We start from the raw sequence: 21,372 nt of genomic DNA on the forward strand, positions 1-21,372 counted from the left end.
CCCTGGGACAACCGGGTCAGCGAGGCCGACGAGCGTTGCCGTAGCGCTCGACGTGCTCACACGCTCCGTGCGGGCTCGTTGATCAGGCGAGCGCAGCGCACCACGATCTGCCAGAGCGCGTCGATGTCGACCTCCGCGAGGGGAAAACCCCGCATAGCGCCCTGGTGGTCCTGGCCGACGAAGCGGGCGAGTTCGGCGAAGCCCGGATGGGCTCGCACCGCGGTGTACTGGCGCCAGTTGCCGTAGGCCATCAGCTGGCCGGCCTTGTTGACCCACAACTGGATCGGGGCGAACCGTAACCCGTAGGGGTGCAGGAACACCCCGCCTTGCCCGAAGGTGCCGAACCACAGGTCCTCGTGGGAGCCCAGTCGCTCGTCGAGTCCGTCGAGCAGTGCGAACAACCGCTCGGCGATGGCCCGTTCGGGTGGGGAGGCGATCGCGTCCAGGAAGGACTCCTTGGTCCAGCTGTCCTTCTGGTGTGCCGCTTGGGACTTGGCGTGGGCGATCTCCCCGCCGTAGGTGGACGGGACCAGGATCTCGATACTGCCGTGCCGGGCGTAGGCCAGCTGCAGTGCGGTGACGCGGACGTCGTCGCGGGTGATGCGGTTGAGGTACTCGACCAGGCGACGCAGGTCAGCGTCGATCAGATCGACCGCCAGGCACAGGTGGATCCGGCCGTCCTCGAGGTTGCGGTCGAGCCGGTCGCGGGCGGTGTCATCGAGCTCGGACAGATCCGGGCCGCCCTGGCGGGACCACTGCCGGTGGAAGGCCTCGGGGCCGGACTGCCAGATCGCGGCGGCGTAGTCGAGGACCTGACCGATGACCATGCGGCGGCGTTCGGAGTTCGATGCCAGCTTGCATTCGACTACGGTGATCTCCCCGGCCGGGTCGACGATGCACACATCGGCCGGGCCGGCGACAGTGGCCAGCTCCCGCAGCGCCAGAGCGCTTTCGGGGACCCCGGGAACGTGCTCGGGGGCGCCGGCGATGATGGCCTGCAGGTGGTCTTCGTTCGTGTACGCCGTCATCTCCGGCGACGACCAACTGCCGCCGGTGCTGGTATCGCGGATCAACAGCCGCCTGTCACCGACTCCTGCCATCCCCGCCTCCACCCTTCCGTCGATGCTCAGATGGACCGTATCCGATCACCTGGTGCGCCCCGGCTGCGTTCAGGTCCCGGTACGGATGTCGGTGGCAGGCCGTGGCCGGAGCTCGTCGGGTAGCAGCGACGCGTGCACGGTTCTGTGGACGCGTTCGAGACGGATCCCGGTGCGGGTCGGATGAAGATTGCGGCCGCTGCTGGTGAGGACGGTGTCGACGGCGGACAGCAGGCCGGAGCCCTCGGTGATGCCATGGTAGTCGATGATCTGGGCATCGAGGCGGTAGTCGGGGCGGCGTAGTCCTGCACCGAGGGTGATCAGGGTGGTTTCCTTGGTGCGCAGGCGCGCAGCAAGGCCACGTTCGATGCTCGGCGTGAACACGGTGGCACCAGGGGTCCAGACGATCACGTCCATACCGTCGGCGAGGACGGACAGGACGGCGATCGGGTCGTTGCCGGCGTTTCCGATCACGGCGACGTGCGAGAGGTCAGCGCCTTGCTCATGGGCAGCGAGTAGCCCGAAGGTGGGCGTGTCGACGACGGCGACGTGGCCTCCGGCTGCGGTGACTGCGGCGACGATCGATACCGCTGGGCCGCGAGCGCCGGTCAGTTCAACGGTGCTTCCCCGAGGTAGCCCGGCGCGGGGAAAGGCGGGGCGAAGGTGTTCGGGTAGGGCAAGACCGGAACGGGTGGGAGCCGGTGCGGCGGTGGCGTCGGGGGGTGGGAGGCGTGCGGAGCGCTGCGGGTGCGCCGGTGTGAGTTGGACGGCTTCTCGGGTGCCGCGGGGGTTGACGGCGGCGATGCGGCGACGCAGGTCAGCGATCGTCGCATCGTGGTCCACCACCTCAGTCATTCGAACATACTATCGAATAGGCGATCGTTGTCGGGCTCAACCGTCAGCTCGGATCGGCGGGCGCTTCGTCAAGGCGCCCCAGGGTGGTTGCTCAGGATCGGCCGTTCGTCTGCTCGATAGCCTGCTCTCATGACGACCAGCCCCAAGCGATGGTTCCTCACCTCACGCTGGTGTCAAGTCGATGCTGGCGGAGCCGCCGGACTATGCGGAGAGTCCCTTCCGGCTCAGTGCGTCCCATCCACCTCGACCAAGGTGATGGACGACATCCGTGCGCATCGAACGAGCGTGTGTGGGCGCTGTGAGCGTATTGCGGAGGAGGCGACGCAGCGACCTCCCGACCAACCGCCGCACCCGACCGCTCATCCCATCGCAGCCGGGATTCAGCGTCAGCGTCGGATGCAGCGTCAGCGCCGCACGGCGTGGCTCGAGGCGGAGAAGCGAGACAAGGCAGATAGAACTCCGTCGACATCCGTACATGCTGCGCCGAACGGCCTTCCCAGCCTGGGCAAACGGCAATCACGCCCGTGATCGGTGTGGTCACGCCCAGGCGATCACGTGATCAGCCCAGACCTCGAGAAGACCATGGTGGTGGCTGATGGCGAGAACGCCGAGGCCACTGCGGGTTTCCTCGGTGATGACCGTGGTCAGCGCCGCGGTGGTGGCCGGGTCGAGCATCGCGGTCATCTCGTCGCAGATCAGGTAGCGCGGCCGCTGGACGAGAGCGCGCGCAAGGCAGGCGCGTTGGAGTTGCCCGTCGGACACCTCATGGGGACGACGGTCGAGGAGATCGCCGGTCAGCCCGACTCGCTGTGCAGCAGCGTGGACGGTGTCGGCGCGACCGCGGCGGGTGCGGAGTGGTTCGGCGATGATCCGGCATAGGGTCCACCGTGCGGTGACGGCCTGTCGGGGTGACTGGAACAGCATCGCGACCGTGCCAGGTACAGCTACGGACAGCGGCTTGTCGTCGAGGGTGATGTGGCCGTGTTGCGGGGTGTGCAGTCCGGCCAGGACGCGCGCGAGGGTGGTTTTGCCGCTGCCGGATGCTCCGATGAGTCCTGTGATGCTGCCGGCGGGAATGGTCAGGCTGACGTTGGTGAGCACAGGCTCGCCCCCGTGATGACCGGCGGTGATGCGGTGGGCCTGCAGACTCACGAGACGGCCCCGATCAGGCGACGCACGGACCGGTCACCATGTTGTGCGATGTAGGTGGGGCCGCCGGAGAATCCGGGTGCGGGTCGGCGTCGGTGGTAGACGCACTCGTTCGGCAGGTCGGTCAGGGTCGGGGGCATGCCGGGGATCGGGTGCAGTCCGCCGCTCGGTAGCGCGGCGAGCAGGTCGCGGGTGCAGGGGTGCCAGGGATCGACGAACACCGCTGCGGTGGGGCCGGTTTCGACGATGCGGGAGGCGTACATGACGGCGATGCGGTCGGTGTGGGCCGGGAGGGTATCGAGGTCGTGACTGATGAGCAGGACCGCGGCCCCGGCGTCTGCGGCCGCCCGGAGGAGCTGCAGGGTGTGCTCGGTCAGGTCCGGATCGAGATTCGAGGTGGGTTCGTCGGCGACGATCACCTGCGGGTCACCCGCGAGGGCGAAGGCGATCGCAGCGCGTTGGGCCATGCCTCCCGATAGTTCGTGCGGGTAGAGGCCGGCGACCGCGGGCTCGAGGCCGACCCGGGTCAACAGCGCGACGGGGGTGTGCGTCGAGCGTAGGTGCCGGCACGTTTCCGCGAGCTGGTCGCCGACGCTGCGGACCGGGGTGAGGTAGGTAGCGGCGGACTGCGGGATCCACGCGATCCGGCGGCCGCGGACCTTCCGCCAGGTGCGCGCCCCGGCTCCCTCCAGGTGGACGTCGACGCTGCCAGGATGGTAGAGGGTGATGCCGCCGTGGACGGTCGCTGCCCTCGGCAGCAGCCCGCAGATCGCGGCACCGACGACGGATTTTCCGCAGCCGGATTCGCCGACCAGGGCGTGCACCTGCCCGGCGGTCAGGGTGAGGTCGACATCGGTGGCGGCGTGCACGGTTCCGGCGGCGGTCGGGATACGGACGGTGAGCCCGTCGAGGGTCAGCGCGGGGGTGGTCATCGGATAGCCCTTTCCGGCAGTGGCGGGGTGATGCGGTCACGCACGGCGGCGCCGACGACCGCGACGGCGAGAGTGGTGACGACCAGTGCGGCCGCGGGGAACAGAAGGGTCCACCAGGCACCGGTCAGCACGGCGGCGCGGGCGTCCTGCAGCAGCGTCCCGAGCGACGCCTGGTCCGGAGGCAACCCGAGGCCGAGGAACGAGAGCGTGGACTCGTGCCAGATCGCGTGCGGGAGCAGCAGAATCACCGCGACGATCCCCTGCCCCGCGGCGGCCGGGACGAGATGGGTAATGGCGATCCGGGTGCGGGTCGCGCCGGACAAGCGCGCGGCCTCGAGGTAGGTGGCCGAACGCGCGGCGCGGACCTCGGCGCGGGCGATGCGCGCGACCTGCGTCCAGTGGGTGAGCGCGATCGACGCGACGATCGCGACCAGATTGCCGGGATAGAGCGCGACGACAACGATCCCGAGGAGCAGGTGCGGCAGCGCGTTGATCCCGTCGACCAGCCGCATCACGATCCGGTCGACCCAGCCGCCGAGTGCGCCGGCGGCGACACCGACCGCCACCCCCAAGACTGCGGAGGCGACCGCGCAGACCGCGGCGATCACCAGGGACACCCGCAGCCCGGCGGCGGTGCGGACGAACAGGTCCCGGCCGGCAAGGTCGGTGCCGAACCAGTGCGAGCCGGAAGGCGGTTGGTAGGCGGCTGCGAAGTCGGTCAATCCTGGGTTTGTCCCGGTCAGCATCGGGACGACCAGCGCGTACACCGCGATCACGGTGAGAACAACGATCGCCCCGATCAGGCTGTGGGGGCGGCGCAGGAGGCTACGCATCGTCGGCCACCTGCGGGTCGAGAAACGCGTGTGCGAGGTCGGCGAGCAGCGACCCGGCCAGCACCAACCACGTGGTGCCGATCGTCAGTGCCGCGAGCAGCGGGAAGTCCAGTTCGCGGGCGGCGGTGACGAGACTGCCGGCGAGCCCGGGCCAGGAAAAGATCTCCTCGACGATCGCCGCTCCGACGAGCAGCTCGGGCAACCGCAGCCCGATGACGGTGGTGAACGGCCCGAGCGCGGCGGGCAGCAGATGACGGCCGACCACGACCCGTTCGGGCAGGCCGCGGGCGCGAGCGCCGAGGACGGCGTCGGATTCGGCAGCGCTGCGCACGGATTGACGCAACGAGTGCACCAGCCACGGCAGCAGCGACAGGGTCAGCCCCGCCACCGGCAGGACCAGATGCCGGGCGACCTGCGCGGCGGTGGGGTCGGCGCCGGGATCGGTCAGCCCTGCCACCGGCAACCACCGCAGGGATACCGCGAAGACGGTCACCGCGCCGAGGGACAGCACGAACGGGGGCACGGCCTGCACCACCGTCGTGGTGGCCGCGATGGCGCGGTCGAGCCGGCTTTGGGGGCGCAGGCCCGCCCACATCCCTGCGACCAGCGCGATCACGATGGCGGCAGCAAGTGCGGTGCCGGACAGCAGCAGTGTCCACGGGCCGCGCTCGGCCAGCACGGTGGTGACCGGTTGGGCGTAGCTGCGCGAGGACCCGAGGTCGCCGGTGACAGCATGGCCGATCCAGCTCGCCCACTGCTGCCACCACGAGGCGTCGAGTCCGAGTTCGGTTGCCACACGCTGTTTGTCGGCCGTCGACATCGTCAGATAACGGTCCCCGAGATAGCCGACGAGCGGATCGAACGGAGAGCCTGCAGCCAGGGCGAACAGCACGAGCGAGACCGCTGCGGTCAGCGGGATCGCGAACAGCGCACGCCGGATGCTCATCCGAACAATCCCCCGGCCACGGCGACGACGAACGCAGGGTGTCGTGGACTCTGGGGCGGCTGATACCGGCCGGGTGACGGTGGTGGTCATGGCCGCGTCCATTCGCGCAGGTTCCACCACGGCCCCCACGAGGCACCGTGACTGTGCGGCTCCAGAATCGGGGTGCTACCTGTGTACTCGGTGTCCCTGGAGACATAGGTGTGGTCGAGGAACACGAGCATCACATAGCCGGGATCGGCGACATACGCCGACTGGACGCTGCGGTACTGCGCGGCGCGCTCGTCGGGGTCGGTGGTACGGCGCGCCGCATCGAGAGCGGCGTCCACGACCGGGTTCACATAACCGGAGGCGTTGTCGTAGGGCGAGCCGACACCGGGCCGGGCGTAGCTCGAGTGCAGCGTGCTGTAGATCTGCGGATCCGGGTCGTAGGGCAGGTCACCGCCCCCGAGCAGACCCGCCTCGACCGGCAGCCGATCGGGCAGGCTCGCGCGGTCGACCGGCTGCACGCTCACCCGCACCCCGATGCGGTCGGCATCGGTGGCGAACGCCTGCGCCAGGTCGCGGCGCAAGGTGTCCTCGGGGAAGTACATGACCGTGAACTCCGCACGGACCCCGGCCTTCTCACGCACTCCGTCGGCGGATCGGATCCAGCCGGCGGCGTCGAGGATCTGCTCGGCGGCGGCGGGGTCGAACTCGAATGCCGCGGTCGGCTCGTACGCCGCGCCGTACACCTCGGGCAGCGGCGTCGACGCGGGACGCCCGTAACCGGCCAGCACGTGGTCGACGATCGCCTGCCGGTCCACCGCCCGGTTCAGCGCGGCGCGGATCGCCGGGTCCGCGGTGACCGGATTGCCGGCGGGCAGACTCACCCCGCGCCAGTCGGCGGAGGTGTTCGACGCCACCTCGAACCCCGGCCGCTCGGTGAATGTCGCGGCCAGCCGAGGCGGCAGGTTCGCGCCGTCGACCTCCCCCGCGACCAGCCGTTGGGCGCGCGCATTGTCGTCCGGGACGTGCACCACCGTCAGGTGCTCGATCTGCGGTGCACCGTCCCAGTAGTCCTCGTTCGCCTCGAACACCGCCTGGTCCGGGCGCAGCGATACCAACGTGTAGGGGCCGGTGCCCACCGGATCGGTGTTCAACGGCGACTCCACCGCTGGGCCGCCGGACAGTCGCTCGGCCGGTGCGATACCAAGCAGCAGCTTCGTCGGGAACGCGGCGTAGGGGTACTTCAGGTCGAAGCGGACCCGGTGCGGGTCCTCCGCGGTGACAGCTTCGATCATGTCCATCGACGTCGCCAACGGCGATGCCGATGCGGGGTCGAGGATCGCCCCATAGGTCGCCGCTATATCGGTCGCGTCGAACGCGGTGCCGTCGGTGAAGGTGACTCCCTGCCGCACCGTCACCGTCCACACCAGCCCGTCGTCGCTCACCGTCGGCATCTCCGCAGCCAGTGCCGGCTCGAAACCAGGCATGGCCTCTCCCCCGATCAACCGCAGCAGCCCGTCGTAGATCTTCGACTCCCCCGCCTCACCGTGACCGGCGACCGGGTTGTAGCCCCCGAGTTCGTAGCCGTCCGCGAGAATCACTGCGCCCACGCGGGGTGGAGGCGAGCCGGGTGTCGAGGCACAGGCCGTCGCCGTGGCGACGATCGTCAGGACAGCGGCTACCAGCCGGCTCCGGGGACGTGGGCGCACATGCGGTCCTTCCTGTCGGGGCGCCGTCGTGCGGCACCTGAACGGCATCGAAGCTTGCTCAAACTAGGTTCTGGCTTCTTCACGAATCCGATATCTGCTTGCTCGCAACTGTTCATCTGCACAGGTGCGCAGGTGAATCTGCAGGGTGTGCTCGCGTCCATCGTGTGTCGGGTCGACGGGCGAGAACGTGATTCGAGGGACGAAAACCCTCGCCTGCGTTGAGAAGCGGGACGAAGCGAACGGCCACATTCTTCATCGTTGCCGGATGCGGTCAAGATAGCAGAAACTCGGATGCGAAAAGCTGCCCGGATCAGTATGTTTCGTCATTGTTTCGATCTGCTTACTTCTGAACGATAGGGGCATCTGAACTTGCTTCATTCACCTTCGGGAGACAATGATCACTGGCATGCAACACCGATCTGGTGTTGGTCTTCGTCATCCCCGTAGCAGAGGAGCTGTGCTGTGCACTTGACCCCCAAGGAAGAGGACCGGCTTCTCCTTTTCCTCGCCGCGGAGCTGGCACGACGCCACAAGGACAAGGGCCTCAAACTCAGCTACCCCGAAGCCCGAGCACTGATCGCCGACGAGGTCGTCGAAGCCGCCCGCGCCGGCGCCACCGTCGCCGAAGCAGCCCACGTAGGTGCCCACTTGCTCACCGAAGACGACCTTCTCCCCGGCGTCGCCACCCTCGTAGGCACCGTCCAGGTAGAAGGATTCTTCGATGACGGACAGAAACTCGTTACCATCCACGACCCCATACGCCCGGGAAACAACACCACCTCCACCGAACCCGAGGTGAACCCCGGCGAGATACTCGTCGAAGACGGTGACATCGAACTGAACCGCAACCGGCGAAGCACGACGCTGACCGTGGTCAACACCGGTGATCGCCCCGTCCAGGTGGGTTCACACTTCCACTTCTTCGAGGTCAACCGCGCTCTGCTGTTCGATCGGCGCACAGCCTACGGAATGCACCTCGACATCGCGTCGGGCACAGCAGTCCGATTCGAGCCCGGCGAGGAACGGTCAATCCAGCTGACCACCTTCGGTGGGACGCGAGAACTGTACGGGCTCAACGACATGACCAACGAAACACTGCGTGAACAACCGTCCCGAGAACTCCTGGACGCTCTGGACCGCGCCGGCTTCCGTCGGTCCACTCCCGCCTGACAACCACGCGAAGGGAAAAGCCAGTGTCTATTCGCGTATCGCGACGCCACTACGCAGAACTTTTCGGTCCCACCACCGGAGACCGAGTCAGACTCGCCGACACCGAACTCCTCGCCCGCGTCGAAGCAGACGACACCGTCTACGGCGACGAATCCGTCTTCGGCGGCGGCAAAACCATGCGCGAAGGGATGGCGGTCCACAACTCCATCACCAACGCCGACGGCGCCCTCGACTTCGTCATCACCAACGCATTGCTCATCGACCCGGTCCTAGGCATCCGCAAGACGGACATCGGCGTCAAGAACGGGCGCATCGCCGCGATCGGCAAGTCCGGCAACCCACGACTGATGGACGGCGTCCACCCCGACCTCATCATCGGTGCGGGCACCGATGTCCGCTCGGGCGAAGGAATGATCGTCACCCCCGGCGCAATCGACGTGCACGTCCACTTCGACAGCGTCGGCTTGATCGAAGAAGCCATCTCCAGCGGAATCACCACCATGATCGGCGGCGGCCTGGGACCCGTCACCGTCGGCATCACCAGTTCCGGCCCTACAAACTTGGCTCGAATGCTCAGAGCCGTAGAACAATTCCCCCTGAACTTCGGATTCCTCGCCAACGGCAGCGCCGCCCACGTCGCCCCACTGATCGAACAAGGCCTCGCGGGCGCCATCGGATACAAGATCCATGAGGACTGGGGTGCAACACCGGCCGCTATCCGAGCCTCACTCGATGCGGGCGACGAACTGGGTCTGCAGGTACAGATTCACTCCGACACCCTCAACGAAGCCGGATTCTTCGAAGACACCATGCGTGCCATCGCCGGTCGAAACATCCACACCTACCACGCCGAAGGCGCCGGCGGCGGACACGCCCCCGACATCATGCAAGTAGTCGGCGAATCCTACTGCCTCCCTTCCTCGACGAACCCGACAAACCCCTACACGATCAACACTTTCGATGAACATCTCGACATGGTGATGGTCTGCCACCACCTCAATCCCCGGATCCCTGAGGACGTCGCGTTCGCGGAATCCCGCATCCGGCGCGAAACCATCGCAGCCGAGGACGTCCTCCACGATCTCGGTGCAATTTCAGCCATGGGATCGGACTCGCAGGGTATGGGTCGCATCGGGGAAACAATCGCCCGCACCTGGCAACTCGCATCCCATATGCGCGCCACCCGCGGAGCGCTTCCCGAGGACGCGGGAACCGGTGCAGACAACCACCGCATCCTCCGCTACCTCGCCAAACTCACCATCAATCCGGCCCGCATGTTCGGAATCGACCACGAAGTGGGATCACTCGAACCAGGCAAACTCGCCGATTTCGTGCTGTGGGAACCCAAGTTCTTCGGCATACGCCCCGAGGTCGTCTTCAAGGGCGGGTTCCCCACCTGGTCTGTCATGGGAGAAGCGAACGCCTCACTCATGACCTGCGAACCCCTCAAGTACCGACCTCAATGGGCAGCATTCGGCAAGACCCCATCCGATGTGTCCGTCAACTTCGTTGCCGGCGCCGCCATCGAGGGAGGACTCGCGGACTGCCTCGAGTTGGCAACACCCCTCATCCCGTGCATAGACGCCCGGTCGAGAACCAAGTGCGACCTTCTTCACAACGATTACTGCCCCGACATCCGGATCGACCCGGACACCTACCGGGTCGAAGTGGACGGCGAACTCTGCACCAGCACACCCATGACGTCCGTTCCACTCGGACGCAGATACACGATCAAGTAGGAGACGGACATGACCGAAGCAATCCGTATCGGTATCGGCGGACCCGTCGGCTCGGGCAAGACCCGGCTTCTCGAGCGGCTCCTACCGATGTTCCAGGCTGCAGGCATCGACATCGCAGTCATCACCAACGACCTCATGACCGACGAGGACGCGCAGCGTGTGCGCCGCAGCGGACTGATCGATCCCCAGCGCGTTCTCGCAGTTGAAACCGGCGCCTGCCCGCACACGGCAATCAGGGAGGATCCGTCGGCGAACCTCACAGCGGTCGCACGCCTCGAGCACTCGTTCCCCGGACTCCAGGTCGTCCTGATCGAATCAGGTGGGGACAATTTGGCCGCAACCTTCACCTCCGATCTCGTCGACTACTGGATCTTCGTCATCGACACCGCCGCCGGCGATGACATCCCGCGCAAGAAGGGCATCGGAATGCTCCAGGCGGACCTTCTGGTGATCAACAAGATCGACCTCGCCCCGCTCGTCGGCGCTGATCTCGACCGGATGCGATCGGACGTCGCGCACGCTCGCCCTGGTAAGCCCTCCGTCTTCACCGACCTCGGCTCCGGCACGGGCCTCGATGAGCTGTTCGAACTCATCGTGCGAGGCGCGATGCTGGAAAACATGGCATCGGCGCCATGAGCGCCCTGACGACCGAGGCCGGCACGGAAAGCCTGCTCGAATGCACACTCGTGCGGGGCCGTACGGGGAGAACCCAGATAGCCTCGCTGCGTCAGCAGTTCCCGCAGCGCATCACCGTGCCGATGTACGCGGACCCGAACAACACATCAGCGGCGTTCGTCTGCATTCAGAACCCCACCGGAGGGATCTTCCCCGGGGACAACCTCGTTACGCGATTCGCCACCGGCGACAACACATGGCTCTATCTCACCTACCAGTCGGCCACACAAGTCTTCGCCGGCCAAACGGGAGCGTCGCAAACGACGGTACTGGACATCGGCACCGGGTCCGTCGTCGAACATGTCTCGAAAACAGTTATTCCTCACGGCGGTTCGGAGTATCGACAGCACAACGTCATCAGTGTTTCCGACACCTCCGTGTACATCGGCTGGGAAGCGTTCGCTTCTGGCCGCATCGGTCATGGCGAACGATTCTCTTACCGCAAACTCAGTGCCCAGACCGACATCTACCACCGCGGTCGACTCAAGGCACGGGACACCATTCACCTCGCTCCCCCTGAGACCGATCCGCAAGCACCCGGAGTACTCGGTGGACACGACTATGTGGCGTCGATACTCGTCGTCGCACCCGGCCATGATCTTTCCGACCTTGCCGGGGACGTTCACGCCACCCTGGATACGACTCCACACCTCGCCGGTGCAGCAAGCGCGCTTCCCGACGAACTCGGAATATCCATCCGACTGCTGACCGATCGCGCTCCCCTCCTGCACCAAATTCACCAGGAACTCTGGACCACCGTCCGACGCGCTGTTCTCCAACTCGGACCTCTCACTCCAAGGATGTGACATGGAAGCGACAACGATCCTCGGAGACGCCACCGACCCCCAGTACGCACATCGACAGATCGACACCGTCCACATTCCATGGGGTGACGCACGTAAACACCGCCAAGTGCTGACAACCCTCGCCGGACACGAATTGACCGTCAATCTCCCACGAGGCACCTTCCTGTCCGAAGGTGCAGTGATCGCCGACGACGGAACAACCATCGTCGTCGTCACTCGCCCACCAGAGGACGCCGTCGTCATGGATTTCGCGGACAATGTCGGCGCCGACGCGGTACGGAGAGCATTGGTCTTCGGCTACATCCTGGGCAACCAGCACGCCCCACTGGAAGTCTCTGCCGACCAGCTCCGCACCCCTCTCATGACCAGCGCGCACGCTGCCGAGCAGATGCTGCGCGATTTGCACCTGAACGCCCGAGTCGACGAAGTCGCCCTGGCCGCACACGGCTGGACCAATACCTCAGCCGACCACCACCACACCCACGGCACGAGTCACTCACACGGGCACGGCCATGGTCACTGAACCGCTGGTCGCTGAGTTGGCCTGGCTGCAACTCCACGACAGCGCATTCCCCTCAGGTCGCTTCGTCCATTCCAATGGCCTCGAGGGATGGTTAGCGGCTCATCCAGACGCCGAGGAAACACAGATACGTGCTGTGGTCCGTGCCTACATCAGCGGGAGTGTGGCGACTCTCGATGCGGTCGTCCTAGGCCATGCGTGGGCCGCCGACTCCACAGAGACCCTGTGCGAACTCGACCACCTACACCGGGCCTACAAGATCACCCACGCAGCACGTACCTCATCCGAATCCTGTGGGCGACAACTCGCCACAGTTGCCCGGCGAACACTCACCGTGGCCACCGACATCGAGTACCTCGAAGTCGTGCTCGCAGGGCACACACCCGGAAACCAAGCCGTCGTCGAGGGCGTCGTACAACAAGCACTCGGCATCGAACGCAGCCGCGCAATCGCCGGCGCCATCCGCTCGAGCTATGCAGGTCTGCTCTCCGCCGCGGTACGCCTCGGTCGCATCGGCCCGATGCACGCGCAACAGCTCATCTTCGACGACACCTCATGGATTGCAGATCTCACGCGAACAGCCGAATGCGCACCGCTCGCGACGGTGACCTCGTTCGTACCGGAACTGGATATCGCCGCGATGCGACACGAAACCGCCACGGCACGGTTGTTCAGCACCTAGCCTCCCCTCCCCTTTTTCCACGATCCGGCCTCAATGACGCGGACCAGATCCAATTGTTGTGACGCGCCCGAAAGGTCCCCTCATGTCAACATTCAAGCGTCCACTTCTTGCGTCAGCTACCGCCATCACCATGGCCGTGCTTATGACAGCCTGCGGAAGCAAGGCCAACGACTCCGGCACCAGTGCCTCAGCATCGTGCGTCGACACCTCCGGCGACACCGTCAAGGTCGGCGCCATCAATTCACTGTCCGGCGCCACCGCCATCAACGAAACCGTCATCCGAGATGCCATCACCCTCGCGGTCGAACAAATCAACACGGACGGCGGAGTGCTCGGCAAGCAGCTCCAGCTCATCGCCGAGGACGGCGCATCCGAGCCGACGGTGTTCGCCGAGAAGGCCGAAAAGCTCATCGGATCCGACTGTGTCGCAGCTGTCTTCGGTGGCTACACCTCCGCAAGCCGCAAGGCCATGCTGCCGGTCTTCGAGGACAACAACGCCCTGCTCTATTACGGCCAGCAGTACGAAGGCCTCGAGTCGTCGTCGAATATCTTCTACACCGGCGCGACCACCAACCAGCAGATCGTGCCGGCCCTGGACTACCTGAAGGAACAGGGCGTCAAGTCGCTCTACCTCGTCGGTAGCGACTACGTCTTCCCGCAGACCGCCAACCGCATCGTCAAGGAATACGCCGAGGCCAACGGCATCGAGATCAAGGGTGAGGACTACACCCCGCTCGGTTCCACCGACTTCTCCACCATCGTCAACAAGATTCGCACCGCCGACGCCGACGCAGTCTTCAATGTGGTGGTCGGCGACTCACTGGTCGCGTTCTTCCGCGAATTCGCCAATGTGGGCCTCACCAGCGCCGATATGCCAGTTATCTCCATGTGCGTAGGAGAAGAAGAAGTTCGCAGCATCGGTGCCCAGAACCTCGAAGGCCACCTGGCCTCCTGGAACTACTACCAGACGATCGAAAGCCCCGAAAACAGCAACTTCGTTTCTGAATTCAAATCCCGTTTCGGCGACACCCGAGTGACCTCCGATCCGATGGAGTCCGCCTACACCGGCGTCTACCTCTGGAAAGCAATGGTCGAAAAAGCCGGATCCTTCGACGTCGGTGCAGTTCAAGACGCAGCCGACGGCGTGACCTTCGACGCCCCCGAGGGCACCGTCACGATCGATGGCGACAACCACCACATCACCAAGACCGCTCGCATCGGTGAGATCCGCGGCGACGGCCTGATCTACACCGTCTGGGAGTCCGACGGCGCCATCGAGCCCGACCCGTACCTCGAGTCCTACGACTGGGCGTCGGGCCTGTCCGGTAACTGAGCACGGAAGCCGAAGAGGGAGACGACATGGATGTCCTTGTAGGACAGCTCTTCACAGGATTGAGTATCGGATCGATCCTGTTGCTGGCAGCACTGGGGCTGTCGCTGACGTTCGGCCAGATGGGCGTGATCAACATGGCCCACGGCGAATTCATCATGGCCGGCAGCTACACCGCCTTCGTCGTGCAGCAGGTGATCTCCTCGGCCGGGATGTCCCTGTTCGTCTCCCTGCTCGTCGGCTTCCTGGTGGGCGGCGTGATGGGTGTGATCCTCGAGGTCACCCTCATCCGCCGCATGTACCACCGCCCGCTCGACACCCTGCTGGTGACCTTCGGTGTGGGCCTGCTGCTGCAGCAGGCCGCCCGCGACATCTTCGGCGCCCCCGCCGTCAACGTCGTCGCACCGTCCTGGCTCTCCGGTGGTGTGGAGATCTTCGGGGCGGTGGTCCCGAAGACCCGCCTGTTCATCCTCGCCCTCGCCGTGGTCTGCGTGGTCGCCCTGATCGCGTCGATGAAGTACACCCCGATGGGACGACGGATCCGGGCCGTGGTGCAGAACCGCGATCTCGCCGAGACGGTGGGCATCTCGTCGCGCCGCACCGACATCACGACCTTCTTCCTCGGCTCGGGCCTGGCCGGCCTCGCCGGTGTGGCCCTGACACTCATCGGCTCGACCAGCCCGACCATCGGCCAGTCGTACCTCATCGACGCCTTCCTCGTGGTCGTCATCGGCGGTCTCGGCCGCATCGAGGGCGCCGTGCTCGCGGCCGTCGCACTGGGCCTGCTCAATTCGTTCATCGAGTACTCCACGACCGCGTCGATCGCGAAGGTCATCGTGTTCGTGCTCATCGTGATCTTCCTGCAGGTCCGTCCGCAGGGCCTGTTCGCCGTCCAGACGAGGAGCCTGGTCTGATGCCCGCGACCTTCTCGACCCGCACCTTCACCCGACCCGGACCCGTACGCACAGCAGGCGGATTCGCGATCGCCGCGATCGTCCTGTTCGGTCTCGCCCCCGCCGTCCTCTCCGATTTCCGTCTCGGCCTGCTCGGCAAGTTCCTGTGCTTCGCGATCGTCGCCGCCGGCATCGGCCTGGCCTGGGGCCGCGGTGGCATGCTCACCCTCGGCCAGGGTGTCTTCTTCGGCCTCGGCGCCTACATCATGGCCATGCACTTGAAGATCTCCGACGCGCAGCTCCGCGGCGACACCGTCCCGGACTTCATGCAGATCGCGGGCATCCAGGAACTACCCGCCTACTGGACCCCGTTCGCCTCCCCCGCCGTCACGCTGCTGGCGATCCTGATCGTGCCGGCCCTGCTCGCCGCCCTGCTCGGCTTCGGTGTGTTCGCCCGCCGCGTCAAGGGCGCCTACTTCGCCATCCTCTCCCAGGCACTGGCCGCCGCCTTCGCGATCCTGCTCATCGGCCAGCAGTCCACCGGAGGATCCAACGGCCTCAACCGTTTCCGCACCTTCTTCGGCTACGACCTGTCCGATCCGGTCAACAAGCGGATGCTGTTCTTCATCGTCGCCGCGATCCTGCTGCTCGTCGTCGCCGCGACCCGCCAGCTCATGCAGTCCCGCTACGGCGAACTGCTCGTCGCCGTGCGCGACCAGGAGGAGCGGGTCCGCTTCCTGGGCTACGACCCCGCCCTGATCAAGGTGGCCGCCTACACCGTCGCGGCCTTCTTCGCCGGCATCGCCGGGGCGATGTTCGTGCCCATCGTCGGCATCATCTCCCCCGCCGACGTCGGCATCGTCCCGTCGATTGCGTTCCTCATCGGTGTCGCCATCGGCGGACGCACCACCCTGCTCGGCCCGGTCCTCGGCGCGGTGGGCGTGGCGTGGGCACAGACCACCCTGTCGGAGAACTTCCCGTCGGCCTGGACCTACGCGCAGGGCCTGCTGTTCATCGTCGTCGTCGGCTTCTTCCCCGCCGGCCTCGCCGGAGTCATCACCCTGCTCCGCCGGCGCCGCCGCACCACCCCGACCGAACCCACACCCCCGACCGAACCCGAGCCCGCCGACCTTCCCGAGATGGAGCCCGTGCGATGAGCAAACCCGTCTACGGCGGCAACGCCGGAATGAGCAGCGACTACCTCGAGATCCGCGACCTGCGTGTCACCTTCGACGGCTTCACCGCCGTCGACGGCGTCGACCTCACCCTCCTCCAAGGCGACCTGCGGTTCCTCATCGGCCCCAACGGCGCCGGCAAGACCACCCTCGTCGACGCCGTCACCGGCCTGGTCCCAGCGACCGGCTCGATCACCAAATCCGGCGTCGAACTGCTCGGCAAGAAGACCCACAAGATCGCGCGCCTCGGTGTCGGCCGCACCTTCCAGACCGCCTCGGTCTTCGAGGAACTGTCCGTTCTGCAGAACCTCGACATCGCCGCCGGCGCGAGCCGCTCCCCGTGGCAGTTGCTGCGCCGCCGCAACAACGTTCTGCCCGAGATCGAGGAAACACTCGAGACGATCGGCCTGACCGCCCACCGCGACACCCCCGCGGGCATCCTCGCCCACGGGCAGAAGCAATGGCTCGAGATCGGCATGCTGCTCGTGCAGAACGCCGACGTGCTGCTCCTCGACGAACCCGTCGCCGGAATGAGCGGCGACGAACGCGAGGAGACCGGGCAGCTGCTGCGCCGCATCGGCGCGCAGCGCACGGTGGTCGTCGTCGAGCACGACATGGACTTCATGCGCGCCTTCGCCACCTCCGTCACCGTCCTCGCCCGCGGCAAAGTCATCGCCGACGGCACCGTCGACCAGGTCCAGAACGACCCGCAGGTCCAGCAGGTCTACCTCGGGACCGCCACCGCTGCTCAGGAGGCATGATGCTCGAACTCGTCGACGTCCGCGCCGGTTACGGTCGCACCGAGATCCTGCACGGCATCTCCCTGACCGTGCCGACCGGCAAGACCGTCGCGGTCATGGGCCACAACGGTGCCGGCAAGACCACACTGCTGCGCGCCGCCGTCGGCCTGCTGCCCGTCACCAAGGGAAAGATCCTCTTCGACGGTGACGACATCACCTCGCTGCGACCATCTGCCCGCGTCGCCCGCGGCCTGGCCTACGTCCCGCAGGGGCAACAGTCCTTCGGTCAGCTCACCTGCCGGGAAAACCTGCAGGTCGTCGCCGACACGCGCCGCAACGGCCGGCAGTTGGTCACCGACATGCTCGACCTGTTCCCCGCCCTCGTCCCGCTACTCGACCGCCGCGCCGGCCTGCTCTCCGGCGGTCAGCGCCAGCAACTCGCCATCGCCCGCGCGCTGATCACCGAGCCGCGCATGCTCATCCTCGACGAGCCCACCGAAGGCATCCAGCCATCGGTGGTCACCGAGATCGAGAACACCATCGTCGAACTCGGCCGCAGCGGCGACCTCGGGGTGCTGCTCGTCGAACAGCACATCGGTTTCGCCCTCGACAACGCCCTGCACTACTACGTCCTCGAATCCGGGCGCATCACCTCGACGGGTGACGGTGGTGTCGACGCCGCCTCCACCGTCCGTGCGGCGATGGCAATCTGACAACAGGTCGAAGACAAGGACATCGAGGACCGAGTGATGTTCGCACCTACACCAGGAGCGGCATCAAGAACGTACGTGGAAGCGTGCCATACGGATCGATACCGCGGTGGATACGCACATAGTTTGTGTTTCGAGGAGAGTGCATGAGTGACCGTTCTGCGCTCAATCCCAGTGAGGCCGCGAAAGCCGCTGCTGCCCTCAAGGGCCCGGATATCGAAGGTTGGGCAGCCCGCTTCGAAATGCTGTCCGAACCCAACCGCCTGCGCATTCTGCATTGCTTGCACCACATACCCGGGCTGTGCGTCAGTGACCTCGCCGCTGCCGTCGGGATGTCACCCACCGCTGTATCGCAGGCACTGCGACTACTTCGCCAACGTGGCCTGGTCTCCTACACCCGTGTGGGCCGAATCGTCCGTTATCAACTCAGTGACGACCCCGCACACTCATTACTGCACCAAATGGGTGCCGTCCATGGGCACAACCACCACCATTAATACGATCACCAACGTCGTGGAACTCATACGCCTTGACCACTTCTGTCAATGGGACCACCGGAGAATTCACGCTGGCGGCACCCCCCAGCGGCGGGCCTCGATGGGGCCTTGACCCCCGTCCAGGGAACGCAAGAGACGCACGCCAACACCAGCGACAACCAACCAGCTATGCGATAGTGAACCGTCTCGGGTTTCTTGCCGCTCCTATATCGGTGACGGCTCCGGTTGCGGAGTCGACAGGTGAGCGTAGTACGCCGCCTCGAATTCATCCGGCGGGACGTATCCGAGACGGCTGTGCAGGCGACTGCGATTGAACCAGTCGACCCACTCCATCGTGGCGTACTCGACGTCCTCGACGGACTTGTAGGGACCCGGATGGAACGGGTTTCCCCTGGCGATCACTTCGGTCTTGAACAACCCGATCGTGCTCTCGGCCAGAGCGTTGTCGTACGCGTCTCCGACACTGCCAATCGACGCGGCAATACCCTCCAGCACAAGGGTTTCCGCGAAAGCAATGGAAGTGTACTGACTGCCGGCATCGCTATGGTGGATCAACCCCGAGCCGACCGGATGGCCCGTGTGGTCACGTCGCCACAATGCCATCTTCAAGGCGGTGGTGACCATCGCGGTGTCCTTGACGGTGGCGGCATGCCAGCCGACGATCGCCCGCGAGAAGCAGTCGATCACGAACGCGACATAGACGAACCCCGCCCAGGTGCGGCAATAGGTGAAGTCGGTGACCCACTTCCGATTCGGAACCTCGGCGGTGAAACCACGATCGACCAGGTCAGGGGCGCGTCGACTGTGCGAGCCGCCGGGCACGGTGGTGCGGTGCCGACGGCCCCGGACCGCTCCGGACAGCCCTTCATCACGCATCAACCGGTCGACGGTGCATGCCGCGACGTCGTGGCCGTGTCTACACAGGTGCACGGTCATCTTCCGGCGACCGTAGAGACCTTCGGCGGTGCCGACGGTCTCACGCAGAGCGTTCGTCAGATGTGCATCGGCGACGGTCCGGCGGGATGGAGAAGCAGTTTTCCGGTTCCGATACGTGCGTGGGGCGACCTTGACGCCACGCTCGGTGAGCACGGCGCAGATCGACTCGACCCGGTGTCCTTGTGCACGCATCTGGTCGATGAACTGGCAGATCAGCGGCGGCGAGGGTCGAGCTCCCTCGGGAAGAAAATCGAGGCCGATTTCAAGATCTCGTTGGCCTCACGGAGGGCTCGGACTTCGCGTTCGAGCTCTTTGATTCGTTGCTGTTCAGCGGTGGTCACGCCGGGTGTCTTGTCGGCATCGATCAGAGCCTGGCGGGTCCAGGTGCGCAGCGACTCGACACCGACGCCGAGCTTCGGGGCGATGGCTTTGCACGCCGCGAACGGCGAAGAATATTCGTCGAGGTGGTCGAGGACCATCTTCACCGCTCGTTCACGCTGCTCGGCGGGGTAACGCTCGGACATGATGTGCATCCTCCTCAAGAAAGGAGGCGGCATCAAACCCGAGACGGTTCAGTGAGCGACCGACGGGCCAGCAACCAATGACCGCGGCCCGGTTCACGGATGGGCCGGATCGGGGCGGCGGCCCAGTCGTAGACCCGCGGTCCGTGCGCACCATCGCCGCACGACAGCCGTTGCCAGGCCGATGCGTCGAGCTCGGCGATCACGGTGTGGGCGCGGCGCTGCCGCAACTGCATCGACACCACCATCTGCGTTTTCGGCACCGCCAGCACGTGCGCCATTCCGCGCGATTCGAGCCACATCCGCAGCCGGCCGACCTGCCCGTAGGCCTCGTCGGCAGTAACCCACCCGAACGGAATCCCGGCATCGAGTGCGCGTGCGAGCATCGTCTGGGCCAGTTCGGGTTTGGTCGCGAACTCGACGTCGTCGTCGATGCCGGCATCGCGACACCGATCGCGGTCCTCGGTCCAGGCTCTCGGTAGATACAACTCTCGGTCGATCAATGCCCGACCACGGTCTTCAGGCGTAGGCCAGGAACACCCCGACCTGACTGTTCTCGATCCGCCCGGCGGTTCCGGAATACTGCCGAGCCACTCCGGCGGATCTGTTGCCCTTCTTCAGAAAACCGGTCTCGTCGACGATCAACACCCCGGCGGTCTCGTCGCCGATCGCTTCGACCACCACGTCTCGCACGTCATCGCGCAGCCCGTCGCCGTCCCAGGCGTAGAAGTTCAGCAGTCGTTGCATACCTTCCGGGCCGGTGTCCCCGGCGGCCTCGGCCAGTGTCCAGCCGTTCTTCCGTTCGACCTCCGCGAGCAATCCCCGGACATACGCCGCCATCCGCCGCCGTGACTCCACCCGCGAGAACCGGTGCGCGAACCGACTGCAGAACGCTGTGAACCCGGCTGACCATTCCAACACCTCCGACTGCACCAAGATCAAGTACCATAGACACAACCTCGGTCACAAACTGTCGTTGCAGTACTAAGCCCGGATCCCCAAGTCGAAGACACCGGCGCCGGCCGCCGCAACGTCCGTAATGGGATTCCGCAGCCCGTTCGAGCGGGGTTCGGTAGTGGTCGAGGAGGTCACTTCAGGCAAGTCCTTGCTGGTCGAACCGCGAGACTCGTCGCGGCGGGATGCAGTGGAGGCGCCACCCGTACGGAGTAACCCTGACCGGAGTCGTGATGTTCGTCGTTCCCGTCTCCGATCGGCGTTCGCCGGAGGTGCTTCCGATGACACCACCCACCTTGCTCGACCGACAATGCCAATAACAGAGGCTCTGTCACAATCTGCACGGGGATTGCCTGTGCCGAATTACAAGGTAAGCGTTGTCCTCTGCCGCGCGACGAAGTTATCTGGGCGCGAACGAGTCTCGTCGCGAGAACATTGCCGGCCAAGGCGAGCATGTTCGTGCATGTTCCTCGGTCGTCGACTCCCCACGACGTCGGCAGACCGGACGCTCCATGACC

The 21,372-nt window shown here is 65.8% G+C and carries 20 protein-coding genes and 1 pseudogene; 12 read left to right on the plus strand and 9 right to left on the minus strand.

What is annotated here, in order from left to right; genetic code table 11:
* Positions 1-56 precede the first annotated feature (56 nt).
* From RBB84_RS19820 to RBB84_RS19850, 7 genes are all read right to left on the minus strand, one after another.
* Positions 57-1,100 (minus strand): hypothetical protein, encoded by a 1,044-nt coding sequence (locus RBB84_RS19820; protein WP_350246611.1) that lies wholly within the window; start codon positions 1,098-1,100, stop codon positions 57-59.
* A 69-nt stretch (positions 1,101-1,169) separates the two neighbouring features.
* On the minus strand, positions 1,170-1,952 hold the full coding sequence (locus RBB84_RS19825; protein ID WP_350246612.1) for a hypothetical protein: 783 nt from the start codon (positions 1,950-1,952) through the stop codon (positions 1,170-1,172).
* A gap of 537 nt (positions 1,953-2,489) precedes the next feature.
* Positions 2,490-3,104, minus strand: a complete 615-nt coding sequence (locus RBB84_RS19830) for an ATP-binding cassette domain-containing protein (RefSeq protein WP_041803492.1) — start codon at positions 3,102-3,104, stop codon at positions 2,490-2,492.
* Complete coding sequence (locus RBB84_RS19835) at positions 3,101-4,033, minus strand: ABC transporter ATP-binding protein (protein ID WP_024102401.1); 933 nt, start codon at positions 4,031-4,033, stop codon at positions 3,101-3,103. Before RBB84_RS19835 ends, RBB84_RS19830 begins: the two co-directional genes overlap by 4 nt.
* Positions 4,030-4,866 (minus strand): ABC transporter permease, encoded by an 837-nt coding sequence (locus tag RBB84_RS19840; protein WP_024102402.1) that lies wholly within the window; start codon positions 4,864-4,866, stop codon positions 4,030-4,032. Before RBB84_RS19840 ends, RBB84_RS19835 begins: the two co-directional genes overlap by 4 nt.
* On the minus strand, positions 4,859-5,812 hold the full coding sequence (locus tag RBB84_RS19845; RefSeq protein ID WP_024102403.1) for an ABC transporter permease: 954 nt from the start codon (positions 5,810-5,812) through the stop codon (positions 4,859-4,861). The genes RBB84_RS19840 and RBB84_RS19845 overlap by 8 nt, the downstream gene beginning before the upstream one ends.
* 86 nt (positions 5,813-5,898) lie before the next feature.
* Positions 5,899-7,461 (minus strand): ABC transporter substrate-binding protein, encoded by a 1,563-nt coding sequence (locus RBB84_RS19850; RefSeq protein ID WP_350247693.1) that lies wholly within the window; start codon positions 7,459-7,461, stop codon positions 5,899-5,901.
* 507 nt (positions 7,462-7,968) lie between these two features.
* On the opposite strand from RBB84_RS19850, the gene RBB84_RS19855 reads away from it, so the two are divergent.
* The 12 genes from RBB84_RS19855 to RBB84_RS19910 all read left to right on the plus strand — a co-directional run bounded on the left by RBB84_RS19855 (position 7,969) and on the right by RBB84_RS19910 (position 18,443).
* A complete protein-coding gene (locus RBB84_RS19855; RefSeq protein WP_024102405.1) occupies positions 7,969-8,676 on the plus strand; it encodes an urease subunit beta in 708 nt (235 codons plus the stop codon).
* A gap of 23 nt (positions 8,677-8,699) precedes the next feature.
* Positions 8,700-10,415 carry an urease subunit alpha gene (gene ureC / locus RBB84_RS19860; RefSeq protein ID WP_254583416.1) on the plus strand — a complete coding sequence of 572 codons (1,716 nt, stop codon included), beginning with the start codon at positions 8,700-8,702 and terminating at the stop codon, positions 10,413-10,415.
* 9 nt (positions 10,416-10,424) lie between these two features.
* Entirely contained in the window at positions 10,425-11,051 is a 627-nt protein-coding gene (gene ureG / locus RBB84_RS19865; protein ID WP_350246614.1) for an urease accessory protein UreG, read from the plus strand.
* Positions 11,048-11,896, plus strand: a complete 849-nt coding sequence (locus RBB84_RS19870; RefSeq protein WP_350246615.1) for an urease accessory protein UreD — start codon at positions 11,048-11,050, stop codon at positions 11,894-11,896. Before ureG ends, RBB84_RS19870 begins: the two co-directional genes overlap by 4 nt.
* 1 nt (position 11,897) lies before the next feature.
* Positions 11,898-12,419 carry an urease accessory protein UreE gene (locus tag RBB84_RS19875; protein ID WP_350246617.1) on the plus strand — a complete coding sequence of 174 codons (522 nt, stop codon included), beginning with the start codon at positions 11,898-11,900 and terminating at the stop codon, positions 12,417-12,419.
* Positions 12,409-13,098 carry an urease accessory UreF family protein gene (locus RBB84_RS19880; RefSeq protein ID WP_350246619.1) on the plus strand — a complete coding sequence of 230 codons (690 nt, stop codon included), beginning with the start codon at positions 12,409-12,411 and terminating at the stop codon, positions 13,096-13,098. Before RBB84_RS19875 ends, RBB84_RS19880 begins: the two co-directional genes overlap by 11 nt.
* 82 nt (positions 13,099-13,180) lie before the next feature.
* Positions 13,181-14,431, plus strand: a complete 1,251-nt coding sequence (urtA, locus tag RBB84_RS19885; protein WP_350246620.1) for an urea ABC transporter substrate-binding protein — start codon at positions 13,181-13,183, stop codon at positions 14,429-14,431.
* Between the two features lie 26 nt (positions 14,432-14,457).
* Positions 14,458-15,342 (plus strand): urea ABC transporter permease subunit UrtB, encoded by an 885-nt coding sequence (gene urtB, locus RBB84_RS19890; protein WP_252173046.1) that lies wholly within the window; start codon positions 14,458-14,460, stop codon positions 15,340-15,342.
* Positions 15,342-16,478: an urea ABC transporter permease subunit UrtC gene (gene urtC, locus RBB84_RS19895; RefSeq protein WP_350246621.1), complete on the plus strand. Its 1,137-nt coding sequence runs from the start codon at positions 15,342-15,344 to the stop codon at positions 16,476-16,478. The genes urtB and urtC overlap by 1 nt, the downstream gene beginning before the upstream one ends.
* The gene (gene urtD / locus RBB84_RS19900) at positions 16,475-17,257 is read left to right on the plus strand and encodes an urea ABC transporter ATP-binding protein UrtD (protein WP_024101775.1); all 783 of its coding nucleotides are present in this window, start codon (positions 16,475-16,477) and stop codon (positions 17,255-17,257) included. Before urtC ends, urtD begins: the two co-directional genes overlap by 4 nt.
* Positions 17,257-17,949, plus strand: a complete 693-nt coding sequence (urtE, locus tag RBB84_RS19905; protein ID WP_064852239.1) for an urea ABC transporter ATP-binding subunit UrtE — start codon at positions 17,257-17,259, stop codon at positions 17,947-17,949. Before urtD ends, urtE begins: the two co-directional genes overlap by 1 nt.
* A 143-nt stretch (positions 17,950-18,092) precedes the next feature.
* Positions 18,093-18,443, plus strand: coding sequence for a metalloregulator ArsR/SmtB family transcription factor (locus tag RBB84_RS19910; RefSeq protein ID WP_350246622.1), 351 nt, complete (start codon positions 18,093-18,095; stop codon positions 18,441-18,443).
* Positions 18,444-18,647: 204 nt separating this feature from the next.
* Here RBB84_RS19910 and RBB84_RS19915 read toward each other — a convergent pair.
* Together RBB84_RS19915 and RBB84_RS19920 are read right to left on the minus strand one after the other, a co-directional pair.
* A protein-coding gene (locus RBB84_RS19915; protein ID WP_350246624.1) for an IS3 family transposase occupies positions 18,648-19,903 on the minus strand; the annotation gives its coding sequence in 2 pieces (ribosomal slippage) (positions 18,648-19,630 and positions 19,630-19,903; 1,257 coding nt in all).
* A 44-nt stretch (positions 19,904-19,947) separates the two neighbouring features.
* Positions 19,948-20,833, minus strand: a pseudogene (locus RBB84_RS19920) (IS701 family transposase); the annotation flags it as partial.
* Positions 20,834-21,372 lie beyond the last annotated feature (539 nt).

The sequence above is a fragment of the Rhodococcus sp. D-6 genome, from assembly GCF_040256695.1.
In the GTDB taxonomy this organism is placed as follows: Bacteria; Actinomycetota; Actinomycetes; order Mycobacteriales; family Mycobacteriaceae; genus Rhodococcus; species Rhodococcus pyridinivorans.